28 protein-coding genes are annotated in these 25,389 nt (G+C 73.3%); 14 read left to right on the top strand and 14 right to left on the bottom strand.

Going from position 1 to position 25,389, the window contains the following annotated elements; translation table 11 throughout:
* Positions 1-383: 383 nt before the first annotated feature.
* A complete protein-coding gene (locus ACTJK8_RS12090; protein WP_059408905.1) occupies positions 384-1,772 on the bottom strand; it encodes a cytochrome P450 in 1,389 nt (462 codons plus the stop codon).
* 133 nt (positions 1,773-1,905) lie between these two features.
* Between ACTJK8_RS12090 and fumC the strand changes: the two genes are divergently transcribed.
* The 4 genes from fumC (at position 1,906) to ACTJK8_RS12070 (ending at position 4,644) form a co-directional block, all read left to right on the top strand.
* The gene (gene fumC, locus ACTJK8_RS12085; RefSeq protein WP_012321440.1) at positions 1,906-3,315 is read left to right on the top strand and encodes a class II fumarate hydratase; all 1,410 of its coding nucleotides are present in this window, start codon (positions 1,906-1,908) and stop codon (positions 3,313-3,315) included.
* Between the two features lie 62 nt (positions 3,316-3,377).
* Complete coding sequence (locus ACTJK8_RS12080) at positions 3,378-3,581, top strand: DUF4169 family protein (protein WP_440761970.1); 204 nt, start codon at positions 3,378-3,380, stop codon at positions 3,579-3,581.
* A gap of 130 nt (positions 3,582-3,711) precedes the next feature.
* Complete coding sequence (locus ACTJK8_RS12075) at positions 3,712-3,936, top strand: ribbon-helix-helix domain-containing protein (protein ID WP_012321438.1); 225 nt, start codon at positions 3,712-3,714, stop codon at positions 3,934-3,936.
* 81 nt (positions 3,937-4,017) lie between these two features.
* Positions 4,018-4,644: a ParB-like protein gene (locus ACTJK8_RS12070; RefSeq protein WP_012321437.1), complete on the top strand. Its 627-nt coding sequence runs from the start codon at positions 4,018-4,020 to the stop codon at positions 4,642-4,644.
* Between the two features lie 33 nt (positions 4,645-4,677).
* Here the strand turns inward: ACTJK8_RS12070 and ACTJK8_RS12065 are convergent, their stop codons facing one another.
* The gene (locus ACTJK8_RS12065; RefSeq protein WP_440761969.1) at positions 4,678-5,085 is read right to left on the bottom strand and encodes a PRC-barrel domain-containing protein; all 408 of its coding nucleotides are present in this window, start codon (positions 5,083-5,085) and stop codon (positions 4,678-4,680) included.
* A gap of 120 nt (positions 5,086-5,205) precedes the next feature.
* On the opposite strand from ACTJK8_RS12065, the gene mepA reads away from it, so the two are divergent.
* Positions 5,206-6,126 (top strand): penicillin-insensitive murein endopeptidase, encoded by a 921-nt coding sequence (gene mepA, locus ACTJK8_RS12060; protein WP_012321435.1) that lies wholly within the window; start codon positions 5,206-5,208, stop codon positions 6,124-6,126.
* Between the two features lie 24 nt (positions 6,127-6,150).
* Here the strand turns inward: mepA and ACTJK8_RS12055 are convergent, their stop codons facing one another.
* Positions 6,151-6,804, bottom strand: coding sequence for a TetR/AcrR family transcriptional regulator (locus ACTJK8_RS12055; protein WP_024828753.1), 654 nt, complete (start codon positions 6,802-6,804; stop codon positions 6,151-6,153).
* Positions 6,805-6,859: 55 nt separating this feature from the next.
* Between ACTJK8_RS12055 and ACTJK8_RS12050 the strand changes: the two genes are divergently transcribed.
* Together ACTJK8_RS12050 and ACTJK8_RS12045 are read left to right on the top strand one after the other, a co-directional pair.
* Positions 6,860-8,386 carry an FAD-dependent monooxygenase gene (locus tag ACTJK8_RS12050; protein ID WP_440761968.1) on the top strand — a complete coding sequence of 509 codons (1,527 nt, stop codon included), beginning with the start codon at positions 6,860-6,862 and terminating at the stop codon, positions 8,384-8,386.
* A 9-nt stretch (positions 8,387-8,395) separates the two neighbouring features.
* Positions 8,396-8,563 carry a hypothetical protein gene (locus ACTJK8_RS12045; RefSeq protein ID WP_012321432.1) on the top strand — a complete coding sequence of 56 codons (168 nt, stop codon included), beginning with the start codon at positions 8,396-8,398 and terminating at the stop codon, positions 8,561-8,563.
* Positions 8,564-8,566: 3 nt separating this feature from the next.
* Here the strand turns inward: ACTJK8_RS12045 and msrA are convergent, their stop codons facing one another.
* Entirely contained in the window at positions 8,567-9,223 is a 657-nt protein-coding gene (gene msrA, locus ACTJK8_RS12040; protein ID WP_234740944.1) for a peptide-methionine (S)-S-oxide reductase MsrA, read from the bottom strand.
* A gap of 188 nt (positions 9,224-9,411) precedes the next feature.
* On the opposite strand from msrA, the gene ACTJK8_RS12035 reads away from it, so the two are divergent.
* Positions 9,412-9,906, top strand: a complete 495-nt coding sequence (locus tag ACTJK8_RS12035) for a PAS domain-containing protein (protein ID WP_024828756.1) — start codon at positions 9,412-9,414, stop codon at positions 9,904-9,906.
* A gap of 13 nt (positions 9,907-9,919) precedes the next feature.
* On the opposite strand, the gene ACTJK8_RS12030 is transcribed toward ACTJK8_RS12035, so the two are convergent.
* Positions 9,920-10,240: a hypothetical protein gene (locus ACTJK8_RS12030; RefSeq protein ID WP_012321429.1), complete on the bottom strand. Its 321-nt coding sequence runs from the start codon at positions 10,238-10,240 to the stop codon at positions 9,920-9,922.
* 187 nt (positions 10,241-10,427) lie between these two features.
* Here ACTJK8_RS12030 and ACTJK8_RS12025 point away from each other — a divergent pair, with 187 nt between their 5' ends.
* Together ACTJK8_RS12025 and ACTJK8_RS12020 are read left to right on the top strand one after the other, a co-directional pair.
* The gene (locus ACTJK8_RS12025; protein ID WP_024828757.1) at positions 10,428-11,105 is read left to right on the top strand and encodes an HAD family hydrolase; all 678 of its coding nucleotides are present in this window, start codon (positions 10,428-10,430) and stop codon (positions 11,103-11,105) included.
* A gap of 408 nt (positions 11,106-11,513) precedes the next feature.
* The gene (locus ACTJK8_RS12020) at positions 11,514-11,801 is read left to right on the top strand and encodes a hypothetical protein (protein ID WP_029358695.1); all 288 of its coding nucleotides are present in this window, start codon (positions 11,514-11,516) and stop codon (positions 11,799-11,801) included.
* Positions 11,802-11,809: 8 nt separating this feature from the next.
* Here the strand turns inward: ACTJK8_RS12020 and ACTJK8_RS12015 are convergent, their stop codons facing one another.
* The 4 genes from ACTJK8_RS12015 to argH all read right to left on the bottom strand — a co-directional run bounded on the left by ACTJK8_RS12015 (position 11,810) and on the right by argH (position 14,921).
* Positions 11,810-12,535 (bottom strand): hypothetical protein, encoded by a 726-nt coding sequence (locus ACTJK8_RS12015; protein WP_012321426.1) that lies wholly within the window; start codon positions 12,533-12,535, stop codon positions 11,810-11,812.
* Between the two features lie 108 nt (positions 12,536-12,643).
* A complete protein-coding gene (locus ACTJK8_RS12010; protein ID WP_012321425.1) occupies positions 12,644-12,925 on the bottom strand; it encodes a hypothetical protein in 282 nt (93 codons plus the stop codon).
* Between the two features lie 148 nt (positions 12,926-13,073).
* Positions 13,074-13,355 carry an AAA family ATPase gene (locus ACTJK8_RS12005; RefSeq protein ID WP_440761967.1) on the bottom strand — a complete coding sequence of 94 codons (282 nt, stop codon included), beginning with the start codon at positions 13,353-13,355 and terminating at the stop codon, positions 13,074-13,076.
* A gap of 186 nt (positions 13,356-13,541) precedes the next feature.
* A complete protein-coding gene (gene argH, locus ACTJK8_RS12000) occupies positions 13,542-14,921 on the bottom strand; it encodes an argininosuccinate lyase (RefSeq protein ID WP_440761966.1) in 1,380 nt (459 codons plus the stop codon).
* Between the two features lie 42 nt (positions 14,922-14,963).
* Between argH and tlpA the strand changes: the two genes are divergently transcribed.
* The 3 genes from tlpA (at position 14,964) to ACTJK8_RS11985 (ending at position 18,702) form a co-directional block, all read left to right on the top strand.
* Positions 14,964-15,605, top strand: coding sequence for a thiol:disulfide interchange protein TlpA (gene tlpA, locus ACTJK8_RS11995; protein WP_012321422.1), 642 nt, complete (start codon positions 14,964-14,966; stop codon positions 15,603-15,605).
* A gap of 65 nt (positions 15,606-15,670) precedes the next feature.
* Complete coding sequence (gene nhaA / locus ACTJK8_RS11990; protein WP_012321421.1) at positions 15,671-16,873, top strand: Na+/H+ antiporter NhaA; 1,203 nt, start codon at positions 15,671-15,673, stop codon at positions 16,871-16,873.
* 71 nt (positions 16,874-16,944) lie between these two features.
* Positions 16,945-18,702, top strand: a complete 1,758-nt coding sequence (locus ACTJK8_RS11985) for a carbamoyltransferase family protein (protein WP_058606263.1) — start codon at positions 16,945-16,947, stop codon at positions 18,700-18,702.
* A gap of 54 nt (positions 18,703-18,756) precedes the next feature.
* Here the strand turns inward: ACTJK8_RS11985 and ACTJK8_RS11980 are convergent, their stop codons facing one another.
* The 4 genes from ACTJK8_RS11980 to ACTJK8_RS11965 all read right to left on the bottom strand — a co-directional run bounded on the left by ACTJK8_RS11980 (position 18,757) and on the right by ACTJK8_RS11965 (position 22,385).
* Positions 18,757-19,116: a hypothetical protein gene (locus ACTJK8_RS11980; RefSeq protein ID WP_046154864.1), complete on the bottom strand. Its 360-nt coding sequence runs from the start codon at positions 19,114-19,116 to the stop codon at positions 18,757-18,759.
* A gap of 193 nt (positions 19,117-19,309) precedes the next feature.
* Positions 19,310-19,987 (bottom strand): haloacid dehalogenase type II, encoded by a 678-nt coding sequence (locus tag ACTJK8_RS11975; RefSeq protein WP_053621375.1) that lies wholly within the window; start codon positions 19,985-19,987, stop codon positions 19,310-19,312.
* Between the two features lie 71 nt (positions 19,988-20,058).
* Positions 20,059-21,585, bottom strand: a complete 1,527-nt coding sequence (gene murJ / locus ACTJK8_RS11970; protein WP_012321417.1) for a murein biosynthesis integral membrane protein MurJ — start codon at positions 21,583-21,585, stop codon at positions 20,059-20,061.
* A 200-nt stretch (positions 21,586-21,785) separates the two neighbouring features.
* Positions 21,786-22,385: a superoxide dismutase gene (locus ACTJK8_RS11965; RefSeq protein WP_012321416.1), complete on the bottom strand. Its 600-nt coding sequence runs from the start codon at positions 22,383-22,385 to the stop codon at positions 21,786-21,788.
* Between the two features lie 309 nt (positions 22,386-22,694).
* Here ACTJK8_RS11965 and ACTJK8_RS11960 point away from each other — a divergent pair, with 309 nt between their 5' ends.
* Entirely contained in the window at positions 22,695-23,543 is an 849-nt protein-coding gene (locus ACTJK8_RS11960; protein ID WP_012321415.1) for a hypothetical protein, read from the top strand.
* Positions 23,544-23,568: 25 nt separating this feature from the next.
* Here ACTJK8_RS11960 and ACTJK8_RS11955 read toward each other — a convergent pair whose 3' ends face one another.
* A complete protein-coding gene (locus ACTJK8_RS11955; protein ID WP_012321414.1) occupies positions 23,569-25,284 on the bottom strand; it encodes an HWE histidine kinase domain-containing protein in 1,716 nt (571 codons plus the stop codon).
* Between the last annotated feature and the right edge of the window lie 105 nt (positions 25,285-25,389).

Raw genomic sequence — 25,389 nt, 5'->3', positions numbered from 1 at the left:
GGTCGCGCAGCCGACGCTGTCGGCGCGTGCGCGGAAACCATTGCGCCGAGCGCTTCGACGCGGGCGAGACGCTCACCGCGTCGTTCTTCACCGCCACGGCGAGTCCGACACGCGGGACGGCCTTCATCGCGCCGCTGGTTCAGCACCCGAGGATGTGCTGACGAGCAGCGGATGGGCTTGCCCGCTGTCAGCCCCCCTCCTCCTCCTGACCGGCCAGATCGCGCTTCGTCTGTTCCTGCGGGCGGAGGACGCGCGACATGCCACGGCCTCCGCTCTCCAGATCCCGGCCATGGCGGTGGCCATGTCGGCGCCGGGCCTCGGAGGCTCGCTCGTCGCCGCGCGGATCTACGACCGCAGCGCGCAGGCTCGAAGCGCGCCGGGCCCTAGCCCCGCGCCGTCGCCTCCATGCGCAGGCCGTGCTCCGGCCGGAGCGTCACCCGGTGGAGCGGCGTGACCGGCGGGTGATCGGCCGGCAGCCGGAAGCGCACCGCCCGGACCACGTGCGCCAGCAGGATCACCGCCTCCTGGATCGAGAAGCTCTGGCCGATGCAGACCCGCGGCCCCGCCCCGAACGGCAGGTAGGCGAAGCGCGGGATCGCGTCCCGGTTCCCCGGCAGGAACCGCTCCGGCACGAAGGCCTCCGGGTCCTCCCAGAGCAGCCGGTGGCGGTGGAGCACCCAGGGCGCCACCATCACCAGCGAGCCCCGCGGCACCTTGATCCGGCCGAGCCGGTCGTCCCGGATCGCCTGCCGGCTGAGGAACGGGACCGGCGGGAACAGCCGCATCGCCTCCTCCATCACCGCCCGGGTGAAGGGCAGGCGCTCGACGGCGAAGTCCCCCGGGCCGGCGGCGTCGATTTCGGCCTCGACCCGCGCCTGCGCGGCGGGATCCTGCGACAGGCAGTAGAGCGCCCAGGTCAGGGAATTGGCCGTGGTCTCGTGGCCGGCGGCGATGAAGGTGACGATGTTGGCCTTCACGGCGAGGTCCGTGAGCCCGTTGCCGGTCTCGGGATCCTGCGCGGCGAGCAGCAGCGTCAGCAGGTCCCGGGGCGCCTCGCCCCGCGCCATCAGCGCCTTGCGCCGGGCGATGAGTTCGTCGACCACCTCGGCGAAGAAGCGGCCCGCCGGGCGCGCCCGCAGGCGGCCGATCCGCGGCACGAAGTCGGGCACGCCGAACACGTCGAGGGGGTCGATCGGCCCGACGGCCTCGAGGAAGCGCGTGATGGCGCGGCCCAGCGCGTCGGGATCGCTCGGCAGCCCCTGCGTGAAGATCGTCCGCTCCAGCACGTCGAGGGTGACCCGGGTCATCTCCAGGGCGACGTCGACCGGCTTGCCGTCGCGGCGGACGAGGCGGCGGCCGAGCCGCGCCCCGGCGGCGTTCATCGCGTCGGAGAAGCCCTGGACCGTGCGGGCGTTGAAGATCGGCGCGAGCGTCCGGCGCTGGAGCCGCCACTCGTCGCCCTCGGCGCTCAGCAGGCCGTTGCCGAGCCCCGGGGCCAGGACCCGGCGCTGCAGGTCGTCCTTGCGGTAGCCGTCGGCGTTCTCGATCAGCAGGTGGCGGATCAGCGCCGGGTCGCTCACCAGGGTGATCCGGCCCATCGCGCCCTCGGCCGCCACGACCGGCAGCTTGAAGTGCGCGTCCATCCAGGTGGTGATCGGATTCTTCCGCGCCGCCCGCAGGAACTCGAACAGGCCGAGCGGCTCCTTCAGCGGAGGCGGCACGGCCGGGCGGAACCGGGTGGCGGGCTCGGGCAGGTCGATCGTGGCGCTCATCGGCTCCCAGTTCGGCTTCACGTCGGGCGGGAACAGAGCCCCGCCCTTGTCGGCGCGCCGGGAAAACCGGCATCGCGATTCACCCGCACCTCATTTAAGTAGGCACCGCACTGCACCAGACGTAGAGGCCACGATGTCGCCCACCGAGACCGCCACCCGCACCGAGTCCGACACCTTCGGTCCGATCGAGGTCCCGGCGCATCGCTACTGGGGCGCGCAGACGCAGCGCTCGATCCAGAACTTCAAGATCGGCACCGACCGGATGCCGGCGCCGCTCGTCCACGCCCTCGGTGTGGTGAAGCAGGCCGCCGCCCTGGTGAACAAGGATCTCGGCGCCCTCGACCCGAAGCTCGCCGACGCCATCGCGGCCTCGGCCGCCGAGGTCGTGGAGGGCCGCTACGACGACGAGTTCCCGCTCGTCATCTATCAGACCGGCTCGGGCACCCAGTCGAACATGAACGCCAACGAGGTGATCGCGAGCCTCGCCAACGAGCGGCTCGGCGGCCAGCGCGGCGGCAAGTCGCCGGTCCACCCGAACGACCATTGCAACCGCGGCCAGTCCTCGAACGACACCTTCCCCACCGCCATGCACATCGCGGTGGCCCGCGAGATCCAGGGGCGCCTGCTGCCGGCGCTCTCCCACCTGCACGGGGCGCTCGACGCCAAGGCCAAGGAATTCGAGTCGATCGTCAAGATCGGCCGCACCCATCTGCAGGATGCGACCCCGGTCTCCCTCGGCCAGGAATTCTCCGGCTACGTCGCGCAGGTCGCGCTCGGCGGCTCGCGGGTCGCCGCGACCCTGCCGGGCGTGCTGGCCCTCGCCCAAGGCGGGACCGCGGTCGGCACCGGCCTCAACGCCCACCCGGAATTCGCCGAGCGCTTCGCCGCCAAGGTCGCCGAGCTGACCGGCCTGCCCTTCACCTCGGCCGAGAACAAGTTCGAGGCGCTCGCCACCCACGACGCCCTCGTCTTCACGCAGGGCGCCCTGTCGGCGCTCGCCGCCGGCCTGTTCAAGATCGCCCAGGACATCCGCTTCCTCGGCTCGGGGCCGCGCTCCGGCCTCGGCGAGCTGTCGCTGCCCGAGAACGAGCCCGGCTCCTCGATCATGCCCGGCAAGGTCAACCCGACCCAGTGCGAGGCCCTGACGATGGTCTGCGCCCAGGTGATCGGCAACGGCACCACGGTGAGCTTCGCCGGCTCCCAGGGCAATTTCGAGCTCAACGTGTTCAAGCCGGTGATCGCCAACGCGGTGCTGCAGTCGGTGCGGCTGCTCGCCGACGCGGCGGTGAGCTTCACCGACAATTGCGTCGTCGGCATCAAGGCCAACGAGGACAAGATCGCCGACCTGATGAGCCGCTCGCTCATGCTGGTGACCGCCCTCGCGCCCTCGATCGGCTACGACAAGGCCGCCGAGATCGCCAAGACCGCGCACAAGAACGGCACCACCCTCAAGGAGGAGGCCCTGCGCCTCGGCTACGTCACCGAGGAGGAGTTCGCGCGCGTGGTCCGGCCGGAGACCATGCTGGCGCCGAGCGCCGACTGATTCTTCCGAGACTCGCCGGCGCGGTCCGCCCGCGCCGGCCGCGGGACACCGGGAGGCGATCCATGGCCGAGATCATCAACCTGCGTCAGGTCCGCAAGGCGAAGGCCCGGGCCGAGGCCGACACGAAGGCCGAGTCCAACCGGATCGCCTTCGGGCAGCCCAAGAAGGCGAAGACGCTCCAGCAGCGCCGCAAGGCCCTGGAGATCGAGCGCCACGAGGGCCACCGCCTCGAGCGGGGCGCCTCCGAGCCCGATACCGCGGAATGATCCCGTCGCTCCCCGGCCGGCGTCGTCGCGCGCGGGGCGGAGCGATCCCGTCTCGCGGGGCTGAGAGGCGTCGCGCCGTCCTGGACCGCCTCGTTCCGCGCGCGGGGACGGGACGCGCGGCCGATCCCGCATGAGCGCCGGCATCACCAAGCGCTCCGTGATGATCGCCGGCCACCGCACCAGCGTGTCGCTGGAGGACCCGTTCTGGGCGGCCCTGCGGGCGATCGCGGAGGCGCGGGGCCAGTCGGTCCAGGCCCTCATCGGGCACATCGACGCCGGCCGCGACGGGCAGAACCTGTCCTCGGCGATCCGCGTGTTCGTGCTGGAGGCCGTCCGCGCGATGCCGGAAACGTGAGCGCCGCGCGCCCTGGCCGGTCCTCCGATCCTGGATAGGTTGTGACGAGCGCGTGGCAAATCCACGCAGGAAGGAGACCTCATGGCCAACCGAGAGCCGCTGCTCAAGCCCGTCCCGATCGCGGAGCTGCGCCCGACGCAGATGACGGTGGGCTATCGGGAAGTGGCGGAGAAGCGGCGGCGCTGGCGGGAGTACGACGGCGAGAAGAAGAAGGAATTCCTCGGCGCCCACATGATCCCGACCCTGCTGGGCCCGAAGAAGCGCCACTACATCATCGACCACCACCACCTGTCCCGCGCCCTGCACGAGGAGGGCGTCGAGAGCGTGCTCGTCACCGTGGTGGCCGACCTGCACTACCTCGACAAGGATGCGTTCTGGACGGTCTGCGACCACAAGTCCTGGACCCATCCCTACGACGCCGACGGCGTGCGCCGGCACTTCGGCGACATCCCGAAATCGGTCGACGCCCTGGTGGACGACCCCTACCGCAGCCTCGCCGGCGAGCTGCGCCGGGCCGGCGGCTTCGCGAAGGACACGACGCCGTTCAGCGAGTTCCTCTGGGCCGACTTCCTGCGGCGGAACATCAAGGAGAAGCGGATCGAGAACGACTTCTCCTCCGCCCTGGAGCGGGCGATGTCGCTCGCCAAGTCCAAGGACGCCGACTACCTGCCCGGCTGGTGCGGGCCGGTGACCCGCCACGTCCGCTGAGTTCCGCTCCGAGCAGGCGACGCCCGGCGTCGCCTAGATCCCCCAGTAGGGCGCCGCGTCGTAGTAGCGGTGGATCTGCTCCTCCCAGGCGCCGTCCGCGGCCGGATCGGTGCCCTCGGGGGTGCGGGCCGGGGCGGCGCGCAGCTGCTCCTCGCTGATGTCGACCACGTAGGCGTCCTGCTGCGGCTCGAACCGGAGCACCGACCAGGGCAGCGTGTAGAAATCCTCGCCGAGGCCCAGGAACCCGCCGAAGCTCATCACCGCGTAGGCGACCCGGCCGGAGACCTTGTCGAGCATCAGCCGCTCGATCCGGCCGACCCGGGTCCCGTCGGACCGGCGGACATCCGTCCCGATGACCCGATCGCTGGCGATCAGGCGGCGGGGTGCCCTGTCGGCGGGATTCGCCGTGCCCGTCCCCGTGCCCGTCCCCGTGACCGCCATCGTCGCCTCCCGACCGTTTCCGCGCGGCGCGCGCCGTCTGCCCGAAAAACGCCCCGCCCCTGGGCCACGTTCCGGCGGGCGCCCGCGCCCGCCCTCTCCAGCCGGACGAACAGCCCCCGCATGCCGATGCCGCGTTTCGCCCAGAGCCTCGCGCTCGCCGCCCTGCTCCTGCCCGCCGCCGCGCAGGCCCAGGATCGCGGCAGCATCAACCCGAAGCCGCTGCCGCCCCTGGAGCATCCGGACGCGCCCTCGACGCCCGCCAAGGCCCTGTTCGGGCGCGTCACCAGGCCGGCCGGAGGGCCGGCCCACATCTACGGCTTCTACGCCAAGGGCTGCTTCTCCGGCGGCGAGGCGCTGCCGATGGACGGGCCGAACTGGCAGGTCATGCGCCCGTCCCGCAACCGGATGTGGGGCACCCCCTACCTCATCGACTTCATCGAGCGGCTGTCGCAGAAGGCCGCCCGGGTCGGCTGGCCCGGCCTGCTCGTGGGCGACATGGCCCAGCCCCGGGGCGGCCCGATGATCACCGGCCACGCCTCGCACCAGATCGGCATCGACGCCGACGTCTGGCTGACGCCGATGCCCGACCACCGCATGAGCCGGGCGGAGCGCGAGGAGACCTCGGCGACCGACATGGTCCGCCGCGACCGCCTCGACATCGATCCCGAGGTCTGGACGCCGACGCACCTGCAGCTGATCAAGATCACCGCCGAGCAGCCGGAGGTGGAGCGCATCTTCGTCAACGCGGCGATCAAGAAGGCCCTCTGCCGCGACGCCGCGGGCAGCCGCTGGATGTCCAAGGTGCGCCCGATGTACGGGCACAATTACCACTACCATATCCGGCTCGCCTGCCCGGCCGGCCAGGAGGATTGCCAGCCGCAGGGCGCGCCGCCGCCGGGCGACGGCTGCGACGACCTCAGCTACTGGTTCTCGGACGCGGTGCTCCACCCGAAGCCCCCGAAGACGCCGCCGAAGCCCAAGCCCGCCATGACCATGGCGGCGCTGCCCGCCGCCTGCCGGGCGGTGCTGAAGGCGCCGTAGGCCGGCGCCCCGGGGCGGTCGCCGTCAGGGCGCGGCGGCCTCCGCGTAGGGCGTGCCGGCCAGCGCCGCCCGCAGGCCCGCCGTCCCCCGGTCGATGACTGCCAGGAAGGCGGCATTCGCCGCCTCCGTCCGCCGCGTCGCCCCGAACGTCCGGTGCGCCCGGAGGAAGGCCACGCTCCAGGTCGCCAGGAGCAGGCCGGCCGCCAGATCGGCGTCGGGATCCTCCGGCCCGCGCCCGACGGACTCGGCGAGCGCGACCCGCAGCACGGCCGCGAGTTCGTCCCGGATCGCCCGGGCCCGGGCCTTGAGCGTCTCGCTCTCCGCCGCCGTCGCCACGAAGGCGCCGCTGCGCGCGGAGAAGTCCACGACCGGGTTCCGGCCCGTCACCAGCCGGTGCGCCAGCTGGCGGAGCGTCTCGACCGGCGCGACCCGGGGATCGCGCTGCCGCAGGGTCTCGCGCAGGAGGTCGCGGCCCTCCTCGTCGCGGTCGTAGAACATGTCCTCCTTGCGGGGGAAATGGTTGAACACGGTCATCCGGCCGACATCGGCCGCCGCCGCGATCTCGTCCACCGTCACGGCGTCGAAGCCGCGCTCCAGGAACAGCCGCGTGGCGGCGTCCGAGATGGCCTGCCGCGTGGCGAGGCGCTTGCGGGACCGGCGGTCGGGGGACGTTGACATGCGCCGCCACATACCACATCGATTTATGGACTGAGTATATAAATGGATTGAGTCCATGGATCGGGCGATCGACGTCGTCGTGGCCGGAGCCGGGCCGGTCGGGCTCCTCACCGCCATCGAGCTGACCCTCGGGGGCGCGCGCGTCCGGGTGCTGGAGCGCCTCACCGCGCCGAGCACCACCCTCAAGGCGCTCGGGGTCGGCCCCCTGGGCGTCGAGGCGCTGCAGCGGCGGGGCATGGGCGCGGCGATCGAGGCCGCGGAGGCGCGGAGCCTGGCGGCGATGGACCGGGTGCCGGGGCAGGCCGGCGGCGGCCTCCGCGGCGCGAAGTTCAGCGGCCATTTCGGCTTCCTGTTCATCCGCCGCGACCCGCAGGCGGAGCCGGACCGGCGCATGCGCGCGGTCGATCAGCAGGGCCTCGAAGCCATGCTGATCGACCGCGCCGCGGCGCTCGGGGTCGACCTGCGCCGCGGCTGCACGCTCACGGGCTTCACGGAGGCGGCCGACGGTGTCGAGGTCACCTGGACCGCTCCGGCGGGCGACGGGCGGGTCCGCTGCGCCTATCTCGTCGGCTGCGACGGCGGCCGCAGCGCGGTCCGCAAGATGGCCGGCTTCGCGTTTCCCGGCACGCCGCCGACGCTCACCATGTACCAGGCGATCGCCGATCTCGACGATCCCGCCGGCGCGCTGCCGGTCGGCTGGCACCGCGGTCCGGGGGGCGTCTTCGGCCACGGGCCGTTCCCGCGCCGGCTGTTCATGCTGGATTTCAGCGGCCCGCCGGCCGACCGGCAGGCGCCCGTCACGCGCGTCGAGATCGAGACCGTGCTGCGCCGGGTCAGCGGCACGGATATCCGCGTCGCGGGAGTCGAGGCCGCGAACCGGTGGGCCGACAACACGCGCCTCGTCGACACCTACCGCCGGGGCCGCGTGCTGCTGGCCGGCGACGCGGCGCATGTCCACGCGCCCTTCGGCGGCCAGGGGCTGAGCCTCGGCCTGGGCGACGCCGCCAATCTCGGCTGGAAGCTCGCCGCCGTGCTGCGCGGGGAGATGCCCGAGAGCCTGCTCGACACCTACACGGCCGAGCGGCGCCCGGTGGCCGAGGCCGTCACGGCCAACACCCGCGCCCAGGCGGCGATCCTGCGGCCCGATCCGCAATCGGGCGCGCTGCGCGACCTGATGGCGCGGCTCCTGGAGAGCGACGAGGTCAGCCGGATCCTCGGCAGCCTGATGCGCGGCCTGAGCGCCCGGTACGATCTCGGCTCGGCCGAGGACGCGGTCGGCCGGATGGCCGGCGACGGGCCGCTCGGCCCCGGCGGCGCGACGCTCTACGGGGCGATGCAGGACGGACGGGGCCTTCTCGTCGACGGCAGCGCCGACGGCGCGGCCTCCCGGATGGTCGCCGCGGCCACGGGGCGGGTGACCTGCGTCGCGGTCCCGGAGGGGCCCTCGATGCTGGTCCGTCCCGACGGCTGCATCGCCTGGACGGGCGCGGCGCACGCCCTCGGCGGCCTGCGGGAGGCGGTAAGCCGCTGGTTCGGCCCGTCGCCGGGTGCGCCGCTCGGCGCGCCGGCCCCGATGTGCTAACGGCCCCGGATGCCCCGCTGGCTCTTCATCCTCCTCGCGACCGCCCTCGCGCTCTCGGTCCTCGGCAGCGTGCTGATCGTGCTGCGCAGCCCGAACAGCACCCCGCCCCTGCGGGGCAGCGCCGCCGGCGCCCCGGTGCCGGGCCCGCAGACGCGGCCCGACAGCCGGAACCCGTGAGGCTCAGGCGGCGACGCCGGCTCCCACCGGGCAGCTGACGCCGGTGCCGCCCAGGCCGCAATAGCCGGCCGGGTTCTTCGCCAGGTACTGCTGGTGGTAGGCCTCCGCGAAGTAGAACTGCTCCAGCGGCCGGATCTCCGTGGTGACGTCGGGAAAGCCGCGCGCCTTGAGCGCCTCCGCGTAGGCGGCGCGCACGGACCGGGCCGCGGCGTCCTGGTCGGGGCCGACGGTGTAGATGCCCGAGCGGTACTGCGTGCCGACATCGTTGCCCTGGCGCATCCCCTGCGTCGGGTCGTGACTCTCGAAGAAGGTCCGCACCACCGCCTCCAGGGGCAGAACCGCCGGATCGAAGGCGACCAGCACCACCTCGTTGTGGCCGGTCCGGCCGGTGCAGACCTCCTCGTAGGTCGGGTTCGGGGTGTAGCCGCCGGCGTAGCCGACGGCCGTCACGAACACCCCCTCGGGCAGCTGCCAGAACCGACGCTCGGCGCCCCAGAAGCAGCCGAGCCCGAGCACGATCGTCTCGGTGCCCGGCGGATAGGGACCCTTGAGCGGGTTGCCGTTGACGACATGCGTCTCGGCGGTCGGGATCGGGGTCGGGCGTCCGGGCAGGGCGTCGGCCGGGGCCGGCATCGCGGGACGCTTGCGAAACAGGAACATCGGCTCGCCTTCCGGTCTCGGGCTCCGGCCCGATATGGGACGGCCGGGACCGCCGGGAAAGCGTTCGGCGCTCCGGCCGCCCTAAATCGAGCCGCGAGACTGGATCTCGCGGGCAAATTCCGGCTTGTTGCCCGGAGAGATACTGGTCGGATGGCCGCCCTGCGCGGCGTTATGAGGGGCTGATCCGGATGGAGACGGGCGGGACCGCCACGAGCCACGTGCCGGACGAGCTGAAGGCGGAGTCGCACCGGGGCGACCCCTTCGCGGCCGCCGTGCGGGCGACCCGGATGCCGATGATCATCACCGATCCGGCCCAGCACGACAATCCGATCGTCTTCGTGAACGACGCGTTCCTGAAGCTGACCGGCTACACCCGGATGGAGGTGGTCGGCCGCAACTGCCGCTTCCTGCAGGGGCCCGACACCGAGGCGCCGGCCGTGGACCGCCTCCGCGCGGCCATCCGGCGGGAGGAGGATATCCGGGTCGACCTCCTCAACTACCGCAAGGACGGCTCGACCTTCCAGAACGCCCTCTATGTCGGGCCGGTGCGGGACGAGGCGGGCCGGGTGGTCTACTTCTTCGCCTCGCAGCTCGACGTCAGCGAGCACTACGCGCTGACCGCCGAGATCGAGCGGCTGAAGGCCGCCCTGGCCGAGGCCGAGGCCAAGCTCGCGGCCCGCTAGGCCGCCCGGAGGATCAGGGCTTCGTCAGGAACCCGATCGGCTCGCGGCCCGGCTGGCCGAGCCAGAGCAGGACCGCGCCGAGCCCGAGGCCGATCAGGGAGGCCGGCGCCAGGGTGAGCGGCAGGCCCAGGATGTGCCAGAGCCAGGGCGCCGCCCCCTCCACGCTGCCCTGCAGGGCGCTGGCCTTGTCCTTGAACAGGATGGCGATCACGTCGGAGAGCGGCGTCACCCGCAGCCCGTTGTTGGCGATGGAGCGGGCGCCGTCGTAGACCAGCGCGACGAAGCCGCCGGCCATCAGCAGGAAGCCCAGGACGCGGGCCAGGAAGCGGAACATCGCGGGGCCTTCTGAGCCTTGCCTTACGGGCCGTGGGGGCCGGAGCGGCGCGCCCGCCCCGGGAGTATGGGGCCGCGCCGCAAGGTGCAAGCGCCCGGGGCGAGCGTCGATCCGCGCGGTTGCCGGGCCCTCGGGCCCGTGCCACAGGGTCGCCCGGCGGCGGCGGGCCGTGCGGGAACGGTCGACCTTGGACGCGCGCGCGACGAATCTCGGCCTCGTGATCTTCGATTGCGACGGCGTCCTGGTGGACAGCGAGCCCCTGAGCCTCGCCTGCCTGACGGCCGGGCTCAACCGGATCGGCGTGGACATCGACTTCGCCACCGTGCGGGCGCGCTTCACCGGCACCGCGATGCCCTCGATCATGGCGCACGTCGCCCGCGATTACGGCGTCACCGCCCCCGACGGCTTCGTCGAGGCGGTGAAGGCCGAGACCCTGGCGCTGTTCGACGCGGACCTGCGGGCGATGCGCGGCGTCGCCGAGGCGGTCGCCGCCGTGGGCCTGCCGGTCTGCGTCGCGTCGAGCAGCGACCCGGTTCGGCTGCGCCACTCCCTGACGCTGACCGGGCTCCTGCCCCTGTTCGGCGACCACGTCTTCTCCTCGGCGCAGGTGGCGCGGGGCAAGCCCTTCCCAGACCTGTTCCTGTTCGCCGCCGAGCGGATGGGCGTCGCCCCGGCGGCCTGCCTCGTGATCGAGGACAGCGTCCCCGGGGTCACGGCGGCCCGGAGTGCCGGCATGCGGGTCGCCGGCTTCACCGGCGGCGGCCACTGGGGACACGACCCGGCGGGCACCGGGCTCGCGGAGGCCGGCGCGGCCCGGATCTTCTCCGACTTCTCCGACCTCGCCGCGGTGATCGCCGCGGCCTGAACGATCCGCCTCCCGGACGCGCGCCCGGAGCCGGCTTCCTGCCAGGCGGGCTCCGAAAATCGGAAGTCCGTTCCGTTGACGGTGCGCGGCGCCGCGCCCATTTTCAGGGGTGCCGGTCCGGCCGAGCCCCTTCGGGCGCTCGACGGGGCCGGCCGCGGTCATTTGAGAAGCGTAGCTTGCGCCGCGTGATCAAACGCTAAAGCACTGCGCCGGCCCCGCGCCGCGCGGTCCTTCAGTCTGGAGGACGTCCGATGGTCACTCGCACATCGTCCCTTCGATCCCTGCCCCCGATCGCCCCCTGCTGCTCCGCCGCCCGCCGGCGCTGTCGACGCTGAGCCCCGTCGAATCTCCGCAGCAGCCAACGCGATCCGGAACGGCGAGAAGCCGGCCCAGGGAGTTCCCAATCCGATGCACAGTCTCGCAGAGTACAAGCCCGAGAACCGTCCCGACCTCGCAGACCCGGTCCTCGGCCCGACCGAGCCCGCCCGGGTGATCGAGATCGGTGAGGTCACCGCCGGGATCGCCGTCCCGGAGGGGCGCGGCGTCCGGTTCTTCTCGTCCGCGCGCGATTTCGACGGGCTCGACGGCGCCGTGTTCCGCACGGCCGAGCAGGCGACACGCGCGGCCCGCGCGCGCATGAGCGCCCGGACGCGATCACCCGCCCGGGCGCACCGGCCCGCGCTGCGGCGGGCCTGACCCGCCCGCTACTTGCTGCACTCGTCGCGGGTGCGCTTCATGGCCTCCGCGAACCCGCCGAGCGCGTACTCGTCGCTCGTCGGGTTCCCGCGCAGCGAGGTGGTCTTGATGATCAGCTTCGGGTTGCGGGCGCTCATCTCGGAGACGACCCGCGCCTCCTCGGCGGGATTCTGCAGCCAGGCATTGCCGTCCTTCACCACGAGGCCGTAGCGGCTGGCGCCGAGGTTGAGGCTCGGGTCGGTCGGCGCGGCCGCGGAGCCGGGCTTGATCTGGGAGGCCGCGGGCTTCGACGGGAAGCCCAGCATCACCGCCACCTCGTTCTGGATGTTCTCGCCCCTGCGCACGCTCACGAACAGGTAGGCGGTGTCGCGCTTCAGGGTCTTGGGCGAGCGCGTCTGCGGCTGCGCGATCGCGTAGCAGAGCTTGTTGCGGCCGTCGCCGTTCACGAACACGTTCCAGTCGCCGAAGATCGCCACCGGCGTGGCCTGCTGCATCCCGGGCGGGGTCGCCGTCTTCTTCTCGGCGCGCTTGCTCCGCTCGCGGCCGTGCCGCCGCCCGCGCCGCGACGGGGCCGCGTCGCCGCCCCCCGCGTCCTGGGCCGCCGCGTCCTGGGCGTGGGCCGCCGTCGCGACCAGGCAGGTCCCGCCGAGAACGCCCCCAACGAGGCCGGTAACCAGCCCGGAGGCGAGCAGGGCGAGAGCTCCGACCGGGAGCGAGCGGGGGACGCGGACCATCTTCACTTCCTGACGACGGGCGGCTCCGTCAGGAGCCGGACCGGGGTTCGGGATTAGTGAAGCTTGCGTAAAACGTCGGCAAGATGGCGAGGCGTGATCCGTCGACAATCAGACGGCGCGCGCTTCCGTCGCCCGGGCCGCGATGACGCCGGCCGGAACCGGCAGCGGCTCGACCGCCGGGCCGGCGGGCACCGCGATCGCGTTCGGCTGGGCCGGCGCGGCGCGCTTGCGGGGCGGATCGTTGTAGGGGGTGTTGTAGCCCTTGCGCACGGCGGCCCAGTAGGCCTCGCGCGTCAGGCCCGAACCGGTCAGAGCGGCGTCGATCATCGCCGTGGCGTGCGCCGCGAAATCCGGCACATCCTCCGTGTTCAGCCAACTCTCGACAGGCATCCTGCGAACTCCGATCCAGACGGCGAAGCTTGTAGCTGAGCGGACTTAGCCAGACGGTGAACGCGCGGGCCGGTCGAGGGTTGCAATGCACAATTTTGAGGGGCCCTGTGGATGAGCGGGCGCCGCGATGCGGGCGGAGCGGCCCGCCTCACGCCCGGTGAACGACGCGGGTGAAGCCCTCCGCCGGGGCCGGCGGCACGAAGTAGCGGCTGAACAGGTCGAACTCCGCGTCCGTCACCGTGAAGGGATGGGCACCCGCGGGGTTCCGGAGGCGGAGGCGGGCCTGGCAGACCGCGTCGGGCACGTCGAGGACGTGGAGCCGGTGGGCGACGCCGGCCGCCTCGAACAGGGTCCGCATCCGGGCCCGGCTGGCGACGGTGCTGGCCGGGAAGTCCAGCACGACCGAGAGGCCGAGGCGCAGCAGCGCCACGAGCCGGGTTCCGAATTCGGCCGCGCCTCGCGGCCCCTGCGCCGTGAACCGGCAGGGTCATGGTCCCACCCTGCCATCCGCCGGGCGCCGCCGCCAAGGGCACCGGTCACCGAGGGCACCGGTCACCGAGGGCACCGGTCACCGGGGGCGCCGGTCACCGGGGGCGCCGGTCACCGAGGGCGCGGCTCAGCCCAGCCGCTCGATCCAGGCCTGCGCCTGGCGCCGGACGTTGTCGGGCGCGGTGCCGCCGTAGCTGGTGCGGCTCGCCACCGAGTTCTCGACACCCAGCACCGCGTAGACCGCCTCGGTGATCCGCGGCTCCGCCTCCTGCATCTCGGGCAGCGACAGCGCCTCGAGCCCGACCCCCTTGGCCGAGGCGACGCCGACGAGGCGACCGGTGACGTGGTGCGCCTGCCGGAACGGCAGGCCGAGCTCGCGCACCAGCCAGTCGGCGAGGTCGGTGGCGGTGGCGTAGCCGGAGCCGGCGGCCCGGGCGAGCACTTCGGCGTTGGGCTCGAGATCCTTCACCATGCCGGTCATGGCGGCGAGGCACAGGGACAGGGCCTGGAGAGCGTCGAACGTGCCCTCCTTGTCCTCCTGCATGTCCTTCGAATAGGCGAGCGGCAGGCCCTTCATGACGATGAGCAGGCCGGTGAGCGCGCCGATGATCCGGCCGCTCTTGGCCCGCACCAGCTCGGCGGCGTCGGGATTGCGCTTCTGCGGCATGATCGACGAGCCGGTGGTGAACCCGTCGGACAGCCGCACGAAGTTGAACTGGGCCGAGGTCCAGACCACCAGCTCCTCGGCGAAGCGCGACAGGTGCACGGCGCAGATCGAGGCCGCCGCCAGCGCCTCCAGGGCGAAGTCGCGGTCGGCGACCGAATCGAGCGAGTTGGCGGTCGGCCGGTCGAAGCCGAGGGCCGCCGCGGTGGCGTGCCGGTCGATCGGGAAGGAGGTGCCGGCGAGGGCCGCGGCGCCCAGCGGGCACTCGTTGAGCCGCGCGCGCGCGTCGCGGAACCGGCCCCGGTCGCGGGCCAGCATCTCGACATAGGCGAGGCAATGGTGGCCGAAGGTCACCGGCTGGGCCGATTGCAGGTGGGTGAAGCCCGGCATCACGGTCCCGGCGTGCTTCAGCGCCGTCTGGCTGAGGGCGCGCTGCAGGTCGGCGGCCTGCTGGTCGAGGGAATCGAGCGTGTCGCGCACCCACAGCTTCATGTCGGTGGCGACCTGGTCGTTGCGCGAGCGCGCCGTGTGCAGGCGGCCGGCGGCCGGGCCGACGATCTCGGTCAGCCGGCTCTCCACCGACATGTGGATGTCCTCGAGCTCGCGCCTGAACGCGAAGGTGCCGGCCTCGATCTCGTCGCGCACGGACTTGAGCCCGGCCTCGATTGCGGCCACATCCTCCGCCGGCAGGATGCCGGCTTTGCCCAGCATCGCCACATGCGCCAGCGAGCCGCGGATGTCCTGGGGCGCGAGGCGCTTGTCGAATCCGATGGAGGCGTTGATCTCCTCCATGATCTCCGCCGGGCCGCTCGCGAAGCGGCCGCCCCACATCCGGTTGCTCATGTCGATCCTTCCGCGCCCTGAACGCCCCGGCAGGCAAAGCTGATGCCCGGCCGCACACCCATCCTGGCCGGCGCGGGCGTCGCCGCGCTCGCCGTCCTCGGGCTCGCCCTATACGGGAGCGGTCTCCTGCCCGGCAACACGGGCGGCGCCCTCCAGCCCTGCGCCGCCGCCAAGCCGGCTTTGGCCCGGGTCGATGCGGCGTCCAAGGGCGAGGTCGCCGCCATGCAGGCGCTGCCCCAGGCCCGGCCCGCCCCCGAAATCCGGTTCAAGGGCCCGGACGGCGCCGAGACCGGCCTCGCCGACCTCAAGGGCCGGCTGCTCCTCGTCAATCTCTGGGCGACGTGGTGCGCGCCCTGCAAGGCCGAGATGCCCGCCCTCGACCGGCTCCAGGCGCAGCTCGGCGGACCCGACTTCCAGGTCGTCGCCATCAACGTCGACACGCGCAACCTCGAGAAGCCGCCGGAATGGCTGAAGCAGGCGGGCATCCACGACCTCGCCTACTACGCCGATCCCGGCGGCCGCGTGCTGCCGATCCTCCAGCGCGACACGCAGTCGCCCGGCCTGCCGACCACGATGCTGGTCGACGCGCAGGGCTGCACGATCGGGGTGATGAAGGGGCCGGCCGCGTGGTCGAGCCCGGACGGGCTGGCGCTGATCCGCGCTGCCCTGGGGCGGACGTCGTAGGGCTTCGAGCGGGACTTCGGCCAGTCGCTTGCGCGTCCCCGCGATGCGCGGCAAGGCCTGCCGCGATGACGTCGCCCACCCCCGACAGCCCCCCGCCGCGGCGCGGCCCGCGCCCCCTCTCGATCATCCGCACGCTGCTCGCCGGCGAGGCGGCGGGCGGGCTGATCCTGATGGCGGCGGCGGCCCTGGCGCTGGTGGTCGCCAACGGCCCGCTGGCCGGGACCTACGCGCACGCCCTCCACGCCGAACTCGGCCCGTTGAGCGTCCAGCACTGGATCAACGACGGCCTGATGGCCGGCTTCTTCCTGCTGGTCGGGCTGGAGATCAAGCGCGAGGCGCTGGACGGGCGGCTGCGCACCTGGCCCGACCGGGTCCTGCCCGGCTTCGCGGCGCTCGGCGGCATGGCGGTTCCGGCCGCGTTCTACGCGCTCGCCAACCTCGGCGCCGGCACCCTGCGGGGCTGGGCTATTCCCGCGGCCACCGACATCGCCTTCGCGCTGGGCGTCCTGGCGCTCCTCGGGTCGCGGGTGCCGGTCTCCCTCAAGATCTTCCTCAGCGCGGTCGCCATCGTCGACGACCTCGGCGCCGTCGTGGTGATCGCGCTGTTCTACAGCTCCGGCCTCGACCTCGCCGCGCTGGGGCTCGCCGCCCTGGTGCTGGCCGGCCTCTACGGCCTCAACCGGGCGGGGATCGGGTGGCTTCCGGCCTACGGGCTCCTCGGCCTCGTGCTCTGGGTCCTCGTGCTGCGCTCCGGGATCCACGCGACGATCGCGGGCGTGCTGCTCGCGCTCACCGTCCCGATCCGGGTCAGCCCGGGCCGGCCGGAGGACGCGCACTCGCCCCTGCACCGGCTGGAGCACGCCCTCGCGCCCTGGATCACCTACGGGGTGGTGCCGGTCTTCGGCTTCGCCAATGCGGGCGTGGACCTCTCCGGCCTCACCCCCGAGGCCCTGCTCCAGCCGGTGACGCTCGGCATCGCGGCGGGCCTGTTCCTGGGCAAGCAGGCCGGCGTGTTCGCGAGCCTGCGGCTGGCGGTGGCGCTGGGATGGGCCAAGCGCCCGGCCGGGGCCGGCTGGGGCCAGGTCTACGGGGTCGCGGTGCTGTGCGGCATCGGCTTCACCATGAGCCTGTTCATCGGCGGCCTCGCCTTCCCGGACCCGCAGCACGAGACCGCCGTGAAGCTCGGCGTGCTCGCGGGCTCGGCCCTGTCGGGACTCGCCGGCGCGGCGATCCTTCTCGTCACGAAGCGCCGCGCCACCCCGCACTAGCGGGCGGCTGTCGGCACCTCTCACACGTGCCGGGCTCCGTCCGGCGCGAAAATGCGCTAGGCCGCGTCGACATGCGCTTCTATCTCGGCCTCGCCACCACCTTCCACGACCCGGCCGTCGCCCTGGTCGGGCCCGACGGCACCCTGCTCTTCGCCGAGGCGGCGGAGCGCGCCCTGCAGTACAAGCGCGCGCCGAACTGCGAGCCGGACCCCCCGGCCGTGATGGCGGCGCTGCTGAAGGCGCACGTCCCGCCGGGCTCCGAGCTCGTCGTCGCCTCCACCTGGGGCCCGCAATTCACCGACTTCCTGCGGGGCCAGGCCGGCGCCGGGGCCTTCGACCTCATGGCGCTCTCGGCCCACACCACGGCGCTCAACCGCTCCTACGTGCCCGAGCAGGCCGAGCGGGTGTTCATCGCCGACCTCCACGGCGCGCAGGAGCGGGCCGGCCACGGCACCCTGCTGGCCCTGAACCAGGAGGCGCGGATCGCCGGCGCGGCGCCCCGGGCGACCGTCGCCGGGCAGCGGCGCTACCCGCACCACCTGTGCCACGCCGCCTACGGCCTGTGGGGCAGCCCGTTCGAGACGGCCACCGCCCTGGTGGTCGACGGCATGGGCGAGACCGGCGCGGCGGCGATCTACCGCCTGGAGGGCGGCCAGATCACGGAGCTGCGCCGCCACCGCGGGCGCGGCTCGCTGGGCTTCCTGTACGGGCTGATCACCGACCTCGCCGGCTTCGACCAGGTGAAGGGCGAGGAGTGGAAGATCATGGGGCTCGCCCCCTACGGCCGTCCCGACCCGGACCTCGCCGCCCTGCTCGGCCGGCTCTGCACGGTCGAGGGCCACCGCCTGCGCTACGCCGACGCGGAGACGATCCGGGCGGTCGCCGCGGAGATCCGCGCCCGCCGCCCCGCGGATGCCCTGGAGGCGGGGTGGGCCGACCTCGCCCGCTGCGGCCAGGACCTGTTCGCGACGCTGATGGACGCGCTGGTGGCGGAGGCCCGCGCGCTGGCGCCGTCCGAGAACCTCGTGATCGCGGGCGGCTGCGGGCTCAACTCCTCCTACAACGGCCGGGTGCTCGGCCGGTCCGGCTTCACCCGGCTGCACGTGCCCTCGGCCCCGGCGGACGACGGCAACGCGGTCGGCGCGGCGTGGCTCGCCTACGCGGAGGACCATCCGGACTGGGCCGGGCCGCCGCCGGCGCAGCGCCCGCTCTCCCCCTATCTGGGCTCCCGGGTCCCGACCGGCGCGATGGAGCGGCTCGCCGAGCAGGAGCCGCGGGCCAAGCGCGTCGGCCACGCGGAGGCGACGCGCGCGGCGGCGCGGATCCTGGCCGAGGGCGGCCTCGTCGGCTGGGTGCAGGGCCGCGCGGAGTTCGGGCCCCGGGCGCTCGGCAACCGGTCGATCCTGGCCGATCCGCGGCCGGAGGGCGCCAAGGACGCGCTCAACGCCAAGGTGAAGTACCGGGAGGCGTTCCGGCCGTTCGCGCCGTCGATCCTGGCGGAGGCCGGGCCGGACTGGTTCGAGGATTACGCCGACAGCCCCTACATGGAGCGCACCCTGGTCTGGCGCGCGGCGGTCCGCGGCCGCGTCCCGGCGGTGGTCCACGCGGACGGCACCGGCCGGCTCCAGAGCGTCACGGCGGAGCGGAATCCGGCCTACGCGGCCCTGATCGGCGCCTTCGCGGAGATCACCGGCGTGCCGATCCTGCTCAACACGAGCTTCAACGTGATGGGCAAGCCGATCCTCCACGGCGCGGAGGACGCGATCCTGATGTTCTACACCACCGGCCTCGACGCCCTCGTGGTCGAGGATTGGCTGGTCGTGAAATGAGACGCGCCGCGCCCCCGGGGGACGCGGCGCCGATTCGATACCCGCGGTAGCGACTTACTCGCAGACCTCGACGCGGCGGTAGGTGAACTCGCCGTCGCCGAGCCACTCCTTGCGGCGCTCGTAGTGGCAGATCGGGCCGCGGCGCTCGCGCACCACGATGGTCTCGGGCTCCTCGACCACGACGCGGCGCGGGCGGTACTCCGGCGGCGGCGGCGGGGGCGGCGGGTTCGCGCCGTTGACGAGGGCGCTACCGACCATGCCGCCGACGACGCCGGCCGCGAGGCCGCCGACGATGGCACCGGTCTGGTCGCGGGCGGCGGCCGGGGCGACCGCCCCGAGCACCAGGGTCGCCGCGAGGGCTGCGGCCCCAGCGCGGATCGTCGTGAAGGAACCGTTCAAGGACACGCGAAACATCTCCCGTTCGTGTTGAGGATGATCCAACACCGGGAGGATTAAGAATCCGCGAAGTGGGCCAATTGAATTGTGTGCCGGATAAGGCGGCCCGCGGTCGCTCCAGCCTGAGGCGAGACGCTGCCGTGGCGACGTCCCGACGCCGGCCGTGTCTCGGATCGGGGACGCTCAGCGGACAGCCCGTCAGAGCAGCCCGTCAGAGCAGCCCGTCGAGGGACTCGACCACGACCGTGGGCGCGAGGTCGGCATACTCGTCGGGCAGCCCCTTGCGGTTGACCCAGGCGGTCCGGAAGCCGAAGGCCCCTGCCCCCGCCACGTCCCAGCGGTTCGACGAGCAGAACAGCACGTCGCCCTGCCCCACCGCCAGCCGGGTCAGGGCGATCCGGTAAGCGTCGGGATGGGTCTTGAACACCTGCGCGTCGTCCACCGAGAGGACCGCGTCGAGGTGGTCGGCGAGCCCGGCCGAGGCGACCGCCCGGTCGACCATGGCGGCGTTGCCGTTGGTGAGGACGGCGGTGCGGATGCCGCGCTTGCGCAGGGCCGCCAGCACGCCCGGGACCTCCGGGTAGGCCTCGAGGTCGCGGTAGGCGTCGAGGAGCCGCTCGCGCAGGCCGGGATCGACGTTCGGGTGGATCGCCAGGGCATAGTCGAGGGCCCGCACGGTGAGGTCCCAGAAGGCGGCGTATTGGCCCATCAGCGACAGGGTCCAGCTGTACTCGAGCTGCTTGTTGCGCCAGACCTCGGAGAGGTGGGCGGCGTCCGGCCCCACCGCCTCGGCGTAGCGCTGGACCGCGGCATTCACGTCGAACAGCGTGCCGTAGGCGTCGAACACCGCGGCCTTCACGCCCGCGAGGGGTTTTGCTGCGTCGGTCATGGCGTTCCTCACTGGGTGCTCTCGCCCGATCTGGGGCCGGACCCGCGCGGCGGCGAGTCCGGCCGGGTCATTCAGGCCCGGCGCAGGCGCAGGCCGAACAGGTGCAGCAGGCCCGCCAGCAGGCCGCCGTAGACCAGGGCACCGGCGAGTCCCAGCACCGCCAGGACGACGAGGTCGCGCCCGTGCGGGAGGGCCGGCACCAGCGCCTGGACGAGCCCCTGGCCGTAGACGGCGACCGCCGCCAGCCCGAGGCAGGCCAGCGCCACCCCGGCGACGGTGAGGCCGAGCGCGCGCCCCGGCGCCGTCCAGTCCCGGCGCTTGGCCAGGACGAGCAGCAGCAGCAGGTTCACCCATTGGGCGACCGCGGTGGCGAGCGCGAGGCCGGTCACGCCGTAGGGGCCGGTGAGCCACAGCTTCAGGGCGACGTTGACGCCGATCGCGGTCAGCGAGGCCCAGAGCGGCGTCTTGGTGTCCTGGCGGGCGTAGAAGCTCGCCACGGCGCTGCGCACCAGCACGACCGCCGGCAGGGCGAAGCCGTAGGCCGCCAGCACCGAGGCCGCCCGCGCCGTGTCCTCGGCGCTGAAGGCGCCGCGCTGGAACAGCGCCGCCATGATCAGGCCCGGGATGGTCAGGAACGCGACGGTGAACGGCGCCGAGAGGGCCAGGGAGAAGCCCGCGGCCCGGTTCTGCGCCGCGTGGGCGCCCGCCACGTCGCCGGCCGCGATCCGGCGGCTCATCTCCGGCAGCAGCACCGTGCCGGCCGCGATGGCGATGACCCCGAAGGGCAGCTGGTAGAGCCGGTCGGCGTAGTAGAGCGCCGAGACCGCCCCGGTCGGCAGCCAGCTCGCGATGATCGTGTCGGCGAAGGCCGCGATCTGGAAGCCGGCCGAGCCGACCACCGCCGGCCCGAGCACGACGAAGAAGCGCTTGAGCGCGGGATCGAGGCGCGGCACCGCGAGGTCCGGCATCACGCGGACCCGGCGGCAGCCCCACCACAGCAGGCCGAACTGGAGCACGCCCGAGACCGCGACGCCCCAGGCGGCGGCGTAGGCCGCGTTCGGGAACAGGAAACTCACGCTCAAGGCCGCCAGCATGGCGAGGTTGAGCAGGACCGGGGCGCCCGCCGCCACGGCGAAGTGCCGGTGGGCGTTCAGGATGCCCGACAGCAGCGTCACCAGCGTCATGAACAGCAGGTACGGGAAGGTGATGCGGGTCAGCGCCACGGCGAGCTGGAAGCGCTCGCCATCCTCCGCGAAGCCCGGCGCCAGGGCGTGGACCACCCAGGGCATGGCCGGCAGGGCGAGGTTGAGCAGCACGAGCTGCACGATCAGCATCAGGGTGAAGACCCGGTCGGCGAAGCGGTGCGCCGCCCCGGGCTCGCCAGCCTCCGCGAGCCCGGCATAGGCCGGCACGAAGGCGGTGTTGAACGCGCCCTCGCCGAAGATCGCGCGGAAATGGTTCGGGAGCCGGAAGGCGACCACGAAGGCGTCGGCCAGGGGCCCGGCGCCCATGACGGCGGCCATCACCACGTCGCGGGCGAAGCCGGTGACGCGCGAGACCAGGGTCCAGCCGCCGACGGACAGGATGGAGCGGATCATCGGGCGGGGCGCTCGCCCGGCCCCTCGCCCCTCGGCGGGGGCGGGCGGGAGCACGGTCGAAGCGTCGCGCGTGTCGATCGTAAGGAAATGGCCGGACCCTTCCGCACCGGGTCATCCGGCGTCGGGCGCATCAAGAGCCGGTTTCGTGCGCCACCTCAAGGGTGCCGCGGACACAGGGACCGCGGCACCGGCGATACGCCTCAGCGGGTCGCCTCGGCGTACATCTTCTCCACGTGCTCCCAGTTCACGAGGTTCTCGATGAACGCCTTCAGGTAGTCGGGCCGGCGGTTGCGGTAGTCGATGTAGTAGGAGTGCTCCCACACGTCGACGCCGAGGATCGGCTGAGCGCCGTGGACCAGCGGGTTCTCGCCGTTCGGGGTCTTCATGATCGCGAGCTTGCCGTCCTTGACGGCGAGCCACGCCCAGCCCGAGCCGAACTGGCCGACGCCCGCCTGGATGAAGTCCGCCTTGAACTTCTCGGCGCCGCCGAGATCCTCGTCGATCTTCTTGGCGAGGGCGCCGGGGATCGCGCCGCCGCCGTTCGGCTTCATCCACTGCCAGAAGTGGATGTGGTTGTAGTGCTGGCCGGCGTTGTTGAAGAGCGGCTGATTCGTGTTGTAGGCGGCCTTGACGATCTCCTCGACGCTCTTGCCCTGGAGATCCGTGCCCTCAAGCAGCTTGTTGCCCGTGTCGACATAGGCCTTGTGGTGCTTGTCGTGGTGGAACTCGAGGGTCTCCTTCGACATGTACGGCCCCAGCGCGTCGTAGGCGTAGGGCAGTTCCGGCAGGGTGAAGGTCATCGCGTCTATCTCCGCTTAGCAGGGGGCGGCCTCGTCCCCGGCGGGGGCTCCCGAGTCGAGAGCCCGCTAGGTAAGTCGGTGGCCGCGGGACGGCAACGCCGTTCCGCCACGGCGGCGCGGGAAGTTCCGCCGCCCCGCTGATCCGGGCGCGGATCCGCGGGTCGGCCGGTCCGGGCATAGCCGGCGCAGATCCGGACTATTCCGGTTTCCCGAACATCTCGGCCCCGAGTTTTGCAATATGACGGCTAGGCCTTACTGTGCGGCACGCCTTGAGCGCCGGCCGTCAGCCGGCCCGTGTCAGAGAGTAACATGATCGCTGCGCTGTTCGCGCTCGCCGCCGCCATGATCATCGGGGGCTGCGCCGCCGTGATCCAGGGCTTCCCGTACGTGCGTCTGGAGAGCGGACTCGCGATGGTGATCGCGGGCTCGGTCGCGGCCTCGTCGGGCGCGGTGCTGCTCGGCCTCGGCGTCGTGGCGCTCGGTTTCCGGCGGGTGGAGCGGGCGTTCGGGCGCGCCCCGGCGGCCGGCGAGCGGCCGGCCCCCGACGCGGCGCCGGCCCCGGCCCCCGTCGACGAGGCCCGGACCCGGCTGCCGCCGGTCCTGCCGGCGGCGCCCGCCTTCATCGTGCCCTCGGTGGTCGAGCCGTCCTTCGATCCCGAGCGGCCCCGGATCGAGCCGAGCCTGGAACTCCGCCCGGACGAGGCCCGCGCCCCCTTCCCGGAACTCGGCGCGGTCGAGTCCCCGAAGCCGGCCCCGGCCGAGCCGGCGCCCGTGGCCCCGCCCGTCCGCGTTCCGGAGGCGGATCGCCGGCCCGAGCCGGACGCGCCGACCGAGCGCGCGATCACGCCCGAGGACGACCTGTTCGCCGCCCCCGAGCCGCCTCCGCCCCCGCTGGAGGAGCCCGGGAAGGCCGCCGCGGAGGAGCCGCCGGCCCTGCGCCCGAGCCTCGACACGCCCCCCGAGCCCGAGCCGGCCCCGCAGGCCGCCCCGCGCACCGTGGTGGGGCGCTACGCCTCGGGCGGCAACACCTACGTGATGTTCGAGGACGGCTCGATCGAGGCGGAGACGCCGCAGGGCCGCTTCACCTTCGCGTCCCTCGACGAGCTGAAGGCCTTCGTGGACGGCGGCGGCGAGTCCGGGACCCGCGGCGCGGCCTGAACCCGCCCTGAGGGCGGCCGCGGCCTCACACCAGGGGGTTGAGGCTGTCGTTGCGCGGCGGGATCGGGGCCCGCATGGTCAGGGAGAAGCCCCCGGGGGCGTAGTCGGTGGTCACCTCGGCCTGGACCTGGGTGATCAGGACGCGCTGCAGCAGGCGCGAGCCGAAGCCCTGGCGGCTCGGCGGCGCGACCGGAGGGCCGCCGGTCTCGCGCCATGAGAACCGCAGGATCCCGGCCGGCCCCCCGGGCTCCAGGGACCATTCCACCGCCACCCGGCCGGTGCGGTTCGACAGGGCCCCGTACTTCGCCGCGTTGGTGGTGAGTTCGTGGATCGCCATGCCGATCGGCACCGCGATCTCGGACGGCAGGTCGATCGCCGGCCCGTCGAGGCTGATGCGGCCCTCGGCGCCGCCGTCCGGCGCCACCTCCGCGTAGGGCTTCAGCTCGTTGCGCAGGAGGTTGGCCAGCGACGCCGTCTGCCACGTGTCCTCGGTGAGGACCGAGTGCGTGTGCGCCAGGGATTTGATGCGCCCGACGAACGCCTCGTAGAAGCTCTCGATGCTCGACGCCGTCCGCGCGGTGGAGCCCACGATGGCCTGGACCGTGGCCAGCGTGTTCTTCACCCGGTGGTGGAGCTCGCGGATCAGCAGGCTCTGGCGCTCCTCCGCGACCCGGCGGTCGGTCACGTCCGCGACGACGCCGATCAGGCGGCGGGGCAGGCGGCCGGGGGCGTCGCGCTCGAACCGGCCGGCCATGTCGATCGTGCGCCACACGCCGTCGGACTTGCGGCGGATCCGGCCGCTGATGTGCAGATCCCCGTCCTCCCGCAGCGCCTGGGAGATCGCCCGGCGGACGGCGGGGCGGTCGTCGGGGTGGAGGATGTCGTTGAGGAACTCGTTCTTGCCGATCGTGCCGTCCTCGGGCGCGTGCCCGAAGATCTCGTACATGTGCTCGTTCTCCCAGATCGCCTGGTCCTCGAGCATGTGCCACTCGAAGATGCCGAGCCGGGCGACCGTGGTGGCGACCCGCAGGCGCTGGTCGCGGGACAGGATCTCGTCCCGGGCCTCGACCCGCGTGGTGATGTCCTGGAGGATGCCGACCATACCGGCCGGCGTGCCGTCGGGGCCCGGCACGGCCTGCCCCCGGACCCGCAGGATCACGGTCCGTCCGGCCACCGTGGTGGCCGTGTCGAACTGATAGGGCTCGTCGGTCCCGTCCGCCTCGGCGATCAGCGCGCGCAGGCGCGCGAGTTCCGCCTGCGACAGGCCCGTCTTCAATTCCTCCCACGAGACGGACCGGCCCGGCGGCCGCCCGAGGATGCGGGCGGCGCGGCGCGACAGGGTGAGGAGGCCGGTCGCGCGGTCCCAGCGCCATTCCCCGAGCCCGGCGGCCGCCAGGGCCTCGCGGTTCGCCTCGGAATGGGCCGCCGCGTCCACGTCGACCGCCTCGACCACCAGGGTCCGGCCCGCGCGCCGGACCCGCACGTCGAGGGGTGCCCCGTCCGCCCGGCGCCAGACCTGGAGACCGTCCCGGAGGCCGTCGGGCCCCTCGTTCAGGAGTTCGGCGGCCGCCCGCCCGGACAGCGTGCCCGGCGGCCAGCCGACGAGATCGTGCAGGGCGCGGTTGGCGGCGACGATCCCCGCCCCGTCCGCCGACAGCACGGCGAGGCCGATCGCGGCCTCGTCGAAGCCGGCGCGAAACGGGTCCTCCGCCGCCGGGTCCTGCCCCACCCTCTCATTCACTCGGAAGAATCCTCGAACGTGCCGTGGCACGCTCCCGCCGGAGATGGCCCCCTCCCGCCACGATCCGGGACCGCGGCGAGCCCTGAGGATGGCGCCCGAGCGTGA

The organism is Methylobacterium sp. 22177 (assembly GCF_052045615.1).
GTDB classification, from domain to species: Bacteria; Pseudomonadota; Alphaproteobacteria; order Rhizobiales; family Beijerinckiaceae; genus Methylobacterium; species Methylobacterium radiotolerans.
The sequence above is the reverse complement of the archived record's forward strand: the minus strand, read 5'-3'. Positions and strand labels throughout refer to the sequence as shown.

Bases quoted from the DNA above. Each gene is read 5' to 3' on its own strand.
- mepA (WP_012321435.1), top strand. From the start codon at position 5,206: ATGCCGATGCCGCGTTTCGCCCAGAGCCTCGCGCTCGCCGCCCTGCTC.
- ACTJK8_RS12020 (WP_029358695.1), top strand. From the start codon at position 11,514: ATGCACAGTCTCGCAGAGTACAAGCCCGAGAACCGTCCCGACCTCGCA.
- fumC (WP_012321440.1), top strand. From the start codon at position 1,906: ATGTCGCCCACCGAGACCGCCACCCGCACCGAGTCCGACACCTTCGGT.
- argH (WP_440761966.1), bottom strand. From the start codon at position 14,921: ATGAGCAACCGGATGTGGGGCGGCCGCTTCGCGAGCGGCCCGGCGGAG.
- ACTJK8_RS12070 (WP_012321437.1), top strand. From the start codon at position 4,018: ATGGCCAACCGAGAGCCGCTGCTCAAGCCCGTCCCGATCGCGGAGCTG.
- ACTJK8_RS12090 (WP_059408905.1), bottom strand. From the start codon at position 1,772: ATGAGCGCCACGATCGACCTGCCCGAGCCCGCCACCCGGTTCCGCCCG.
- ACTJK8_RS12045 (WP_012321432.1), top strand. From the start codon at position 8,396: ATGCCCCGCTGGCTCTTCATCCTCCTCGCGACCGCCCTCGCGCTCTCG.
- ACTJK8_RS12010 (WP_012321425.1), bottom strand. From the start codon at position 12,925: ATGCCTGTCGAGAGTTGGCTGAACACGGAGGATGTGCCGGATTTCGCG.
- ACTJK8_RS11980 (WP_046154864.1), bottom strand. From the start codon at position 19,116: ATGTTTCGCGTGTCCTTGAACGGTTCCTTCACGACGATCCGCGCTGGG.
- ACTJK8_RS12035 (WP_024828756.1), top strand. From the start codon at position 9,412: ATGGAGACGGGCGGGACCGCCACGAGCCACGTGCCGGACGAGCTGAAG.
- ACTJK8_RS11985 (WP_058606263.1), top strand. From the start codon at position 16,945: ATGCGCTTCTATCTCGGCCTCGCCACCACCTTCCACGACCCGGCCGTC.
- ACTJK8_RS12015 (WP_012321426.1), bottom strand. From the start codon at position 12,535: ATGGTCCGCGTCCCCCGCTCGCTCCCGGTCGGAGCTCTCGCCCTGCTC.
- ACTJK8_RS12030 (WP_012321429.1), bottom strand. From the start codon at position 10,240: ATGTTCCGCTTCCTGGCCCGCGTCCTGGGCTTCCTGCTGATGGCCGGC.
- tlpA (WP_012321422.1), top strand. From the start codon at position 14,964: ATGCCCGGCCGCACACCCATCCTGGCCGGCGCGGGCGTCGCCGCGCTC.
- ACTJK8_RS12080 (WP_440761970.1), top strand. From the start codon at position 3,378: ATGGCCGAGATCATCAACCTGCGTCAGGTCCGCAAGGCGAAGGCCCGG.
- ACTJK8_RS12065 (WP_440761969.1), bottom strand. From the start codon at position 5,085: ATGGCGGTCACGGGGACGGGCACGGGGACGGGCACGGCGAATCCCGCC.
- nhaA (WP_012321421.1), top strand. From the start codon at position 15,671: ATGACGTCGCCCACCCCCGACAGCCCCCCGCCGCGGCGCGGCCCGCGC.
- ACTJK8_RS11965 (WP_012321416.1), bottom strand. From the start codon at position 22,385: ATGACCTTCACCCTGCCGGAACTGCCCTACGCCTACGACGCGCTGGGG.
- murJ (WP_012321417.1), bottom strand. From the start codon at position 21,585: ATGATCCGCTCCATCCTGTCCGTCGGCGGCTGGACCCTGGTCTCGCGC.
- ACTJK8_RS11960 (WP_012321415.1), top strand. From the start codon at position 22,695: ATGATCGCTGCGCTGTTCGCGCTCGCCGCCGCCATGATCATCGGGGGC.
- ACTJK8_RS11975 (WP_053621375.1), bottom strand. From the start codon at position 19,987: ATGACCGACGCAGCAAAACCCCTCGCGGGCGTGAAGGCCGCGGTGTTC.
- ACTJK8_RS12055 (WP_024828753.1), bottom strand. From the start codon at position 6,804: ATGTCAACGTCCCCCGACCGCCGGTCCCGCAAGCGCCTCGCCACGCGG.
- ACTJK8_RS12050 (WP_440761968.1), top strand. From the start codon at position 6,860: ATGGATCGGGCGATCGACGTCGTCGTGGCCGGAGCCGGGCCGGTCGGG.
- ACTJK8_RS12075 (WP_012321438.1), top strand. From the start codon at position 3,712: ATGAGCGCCGGCATCACCAAGCGCTCCGTGATGATCGCCGGCCACCGC.
- msrA (WP_234740944.1), bottom strand. From the start codon at position 9,223: ATGTTCCTGTTTCGCAAGCGTCCCGCGATGCCGGCCCCGGCCGACGCC.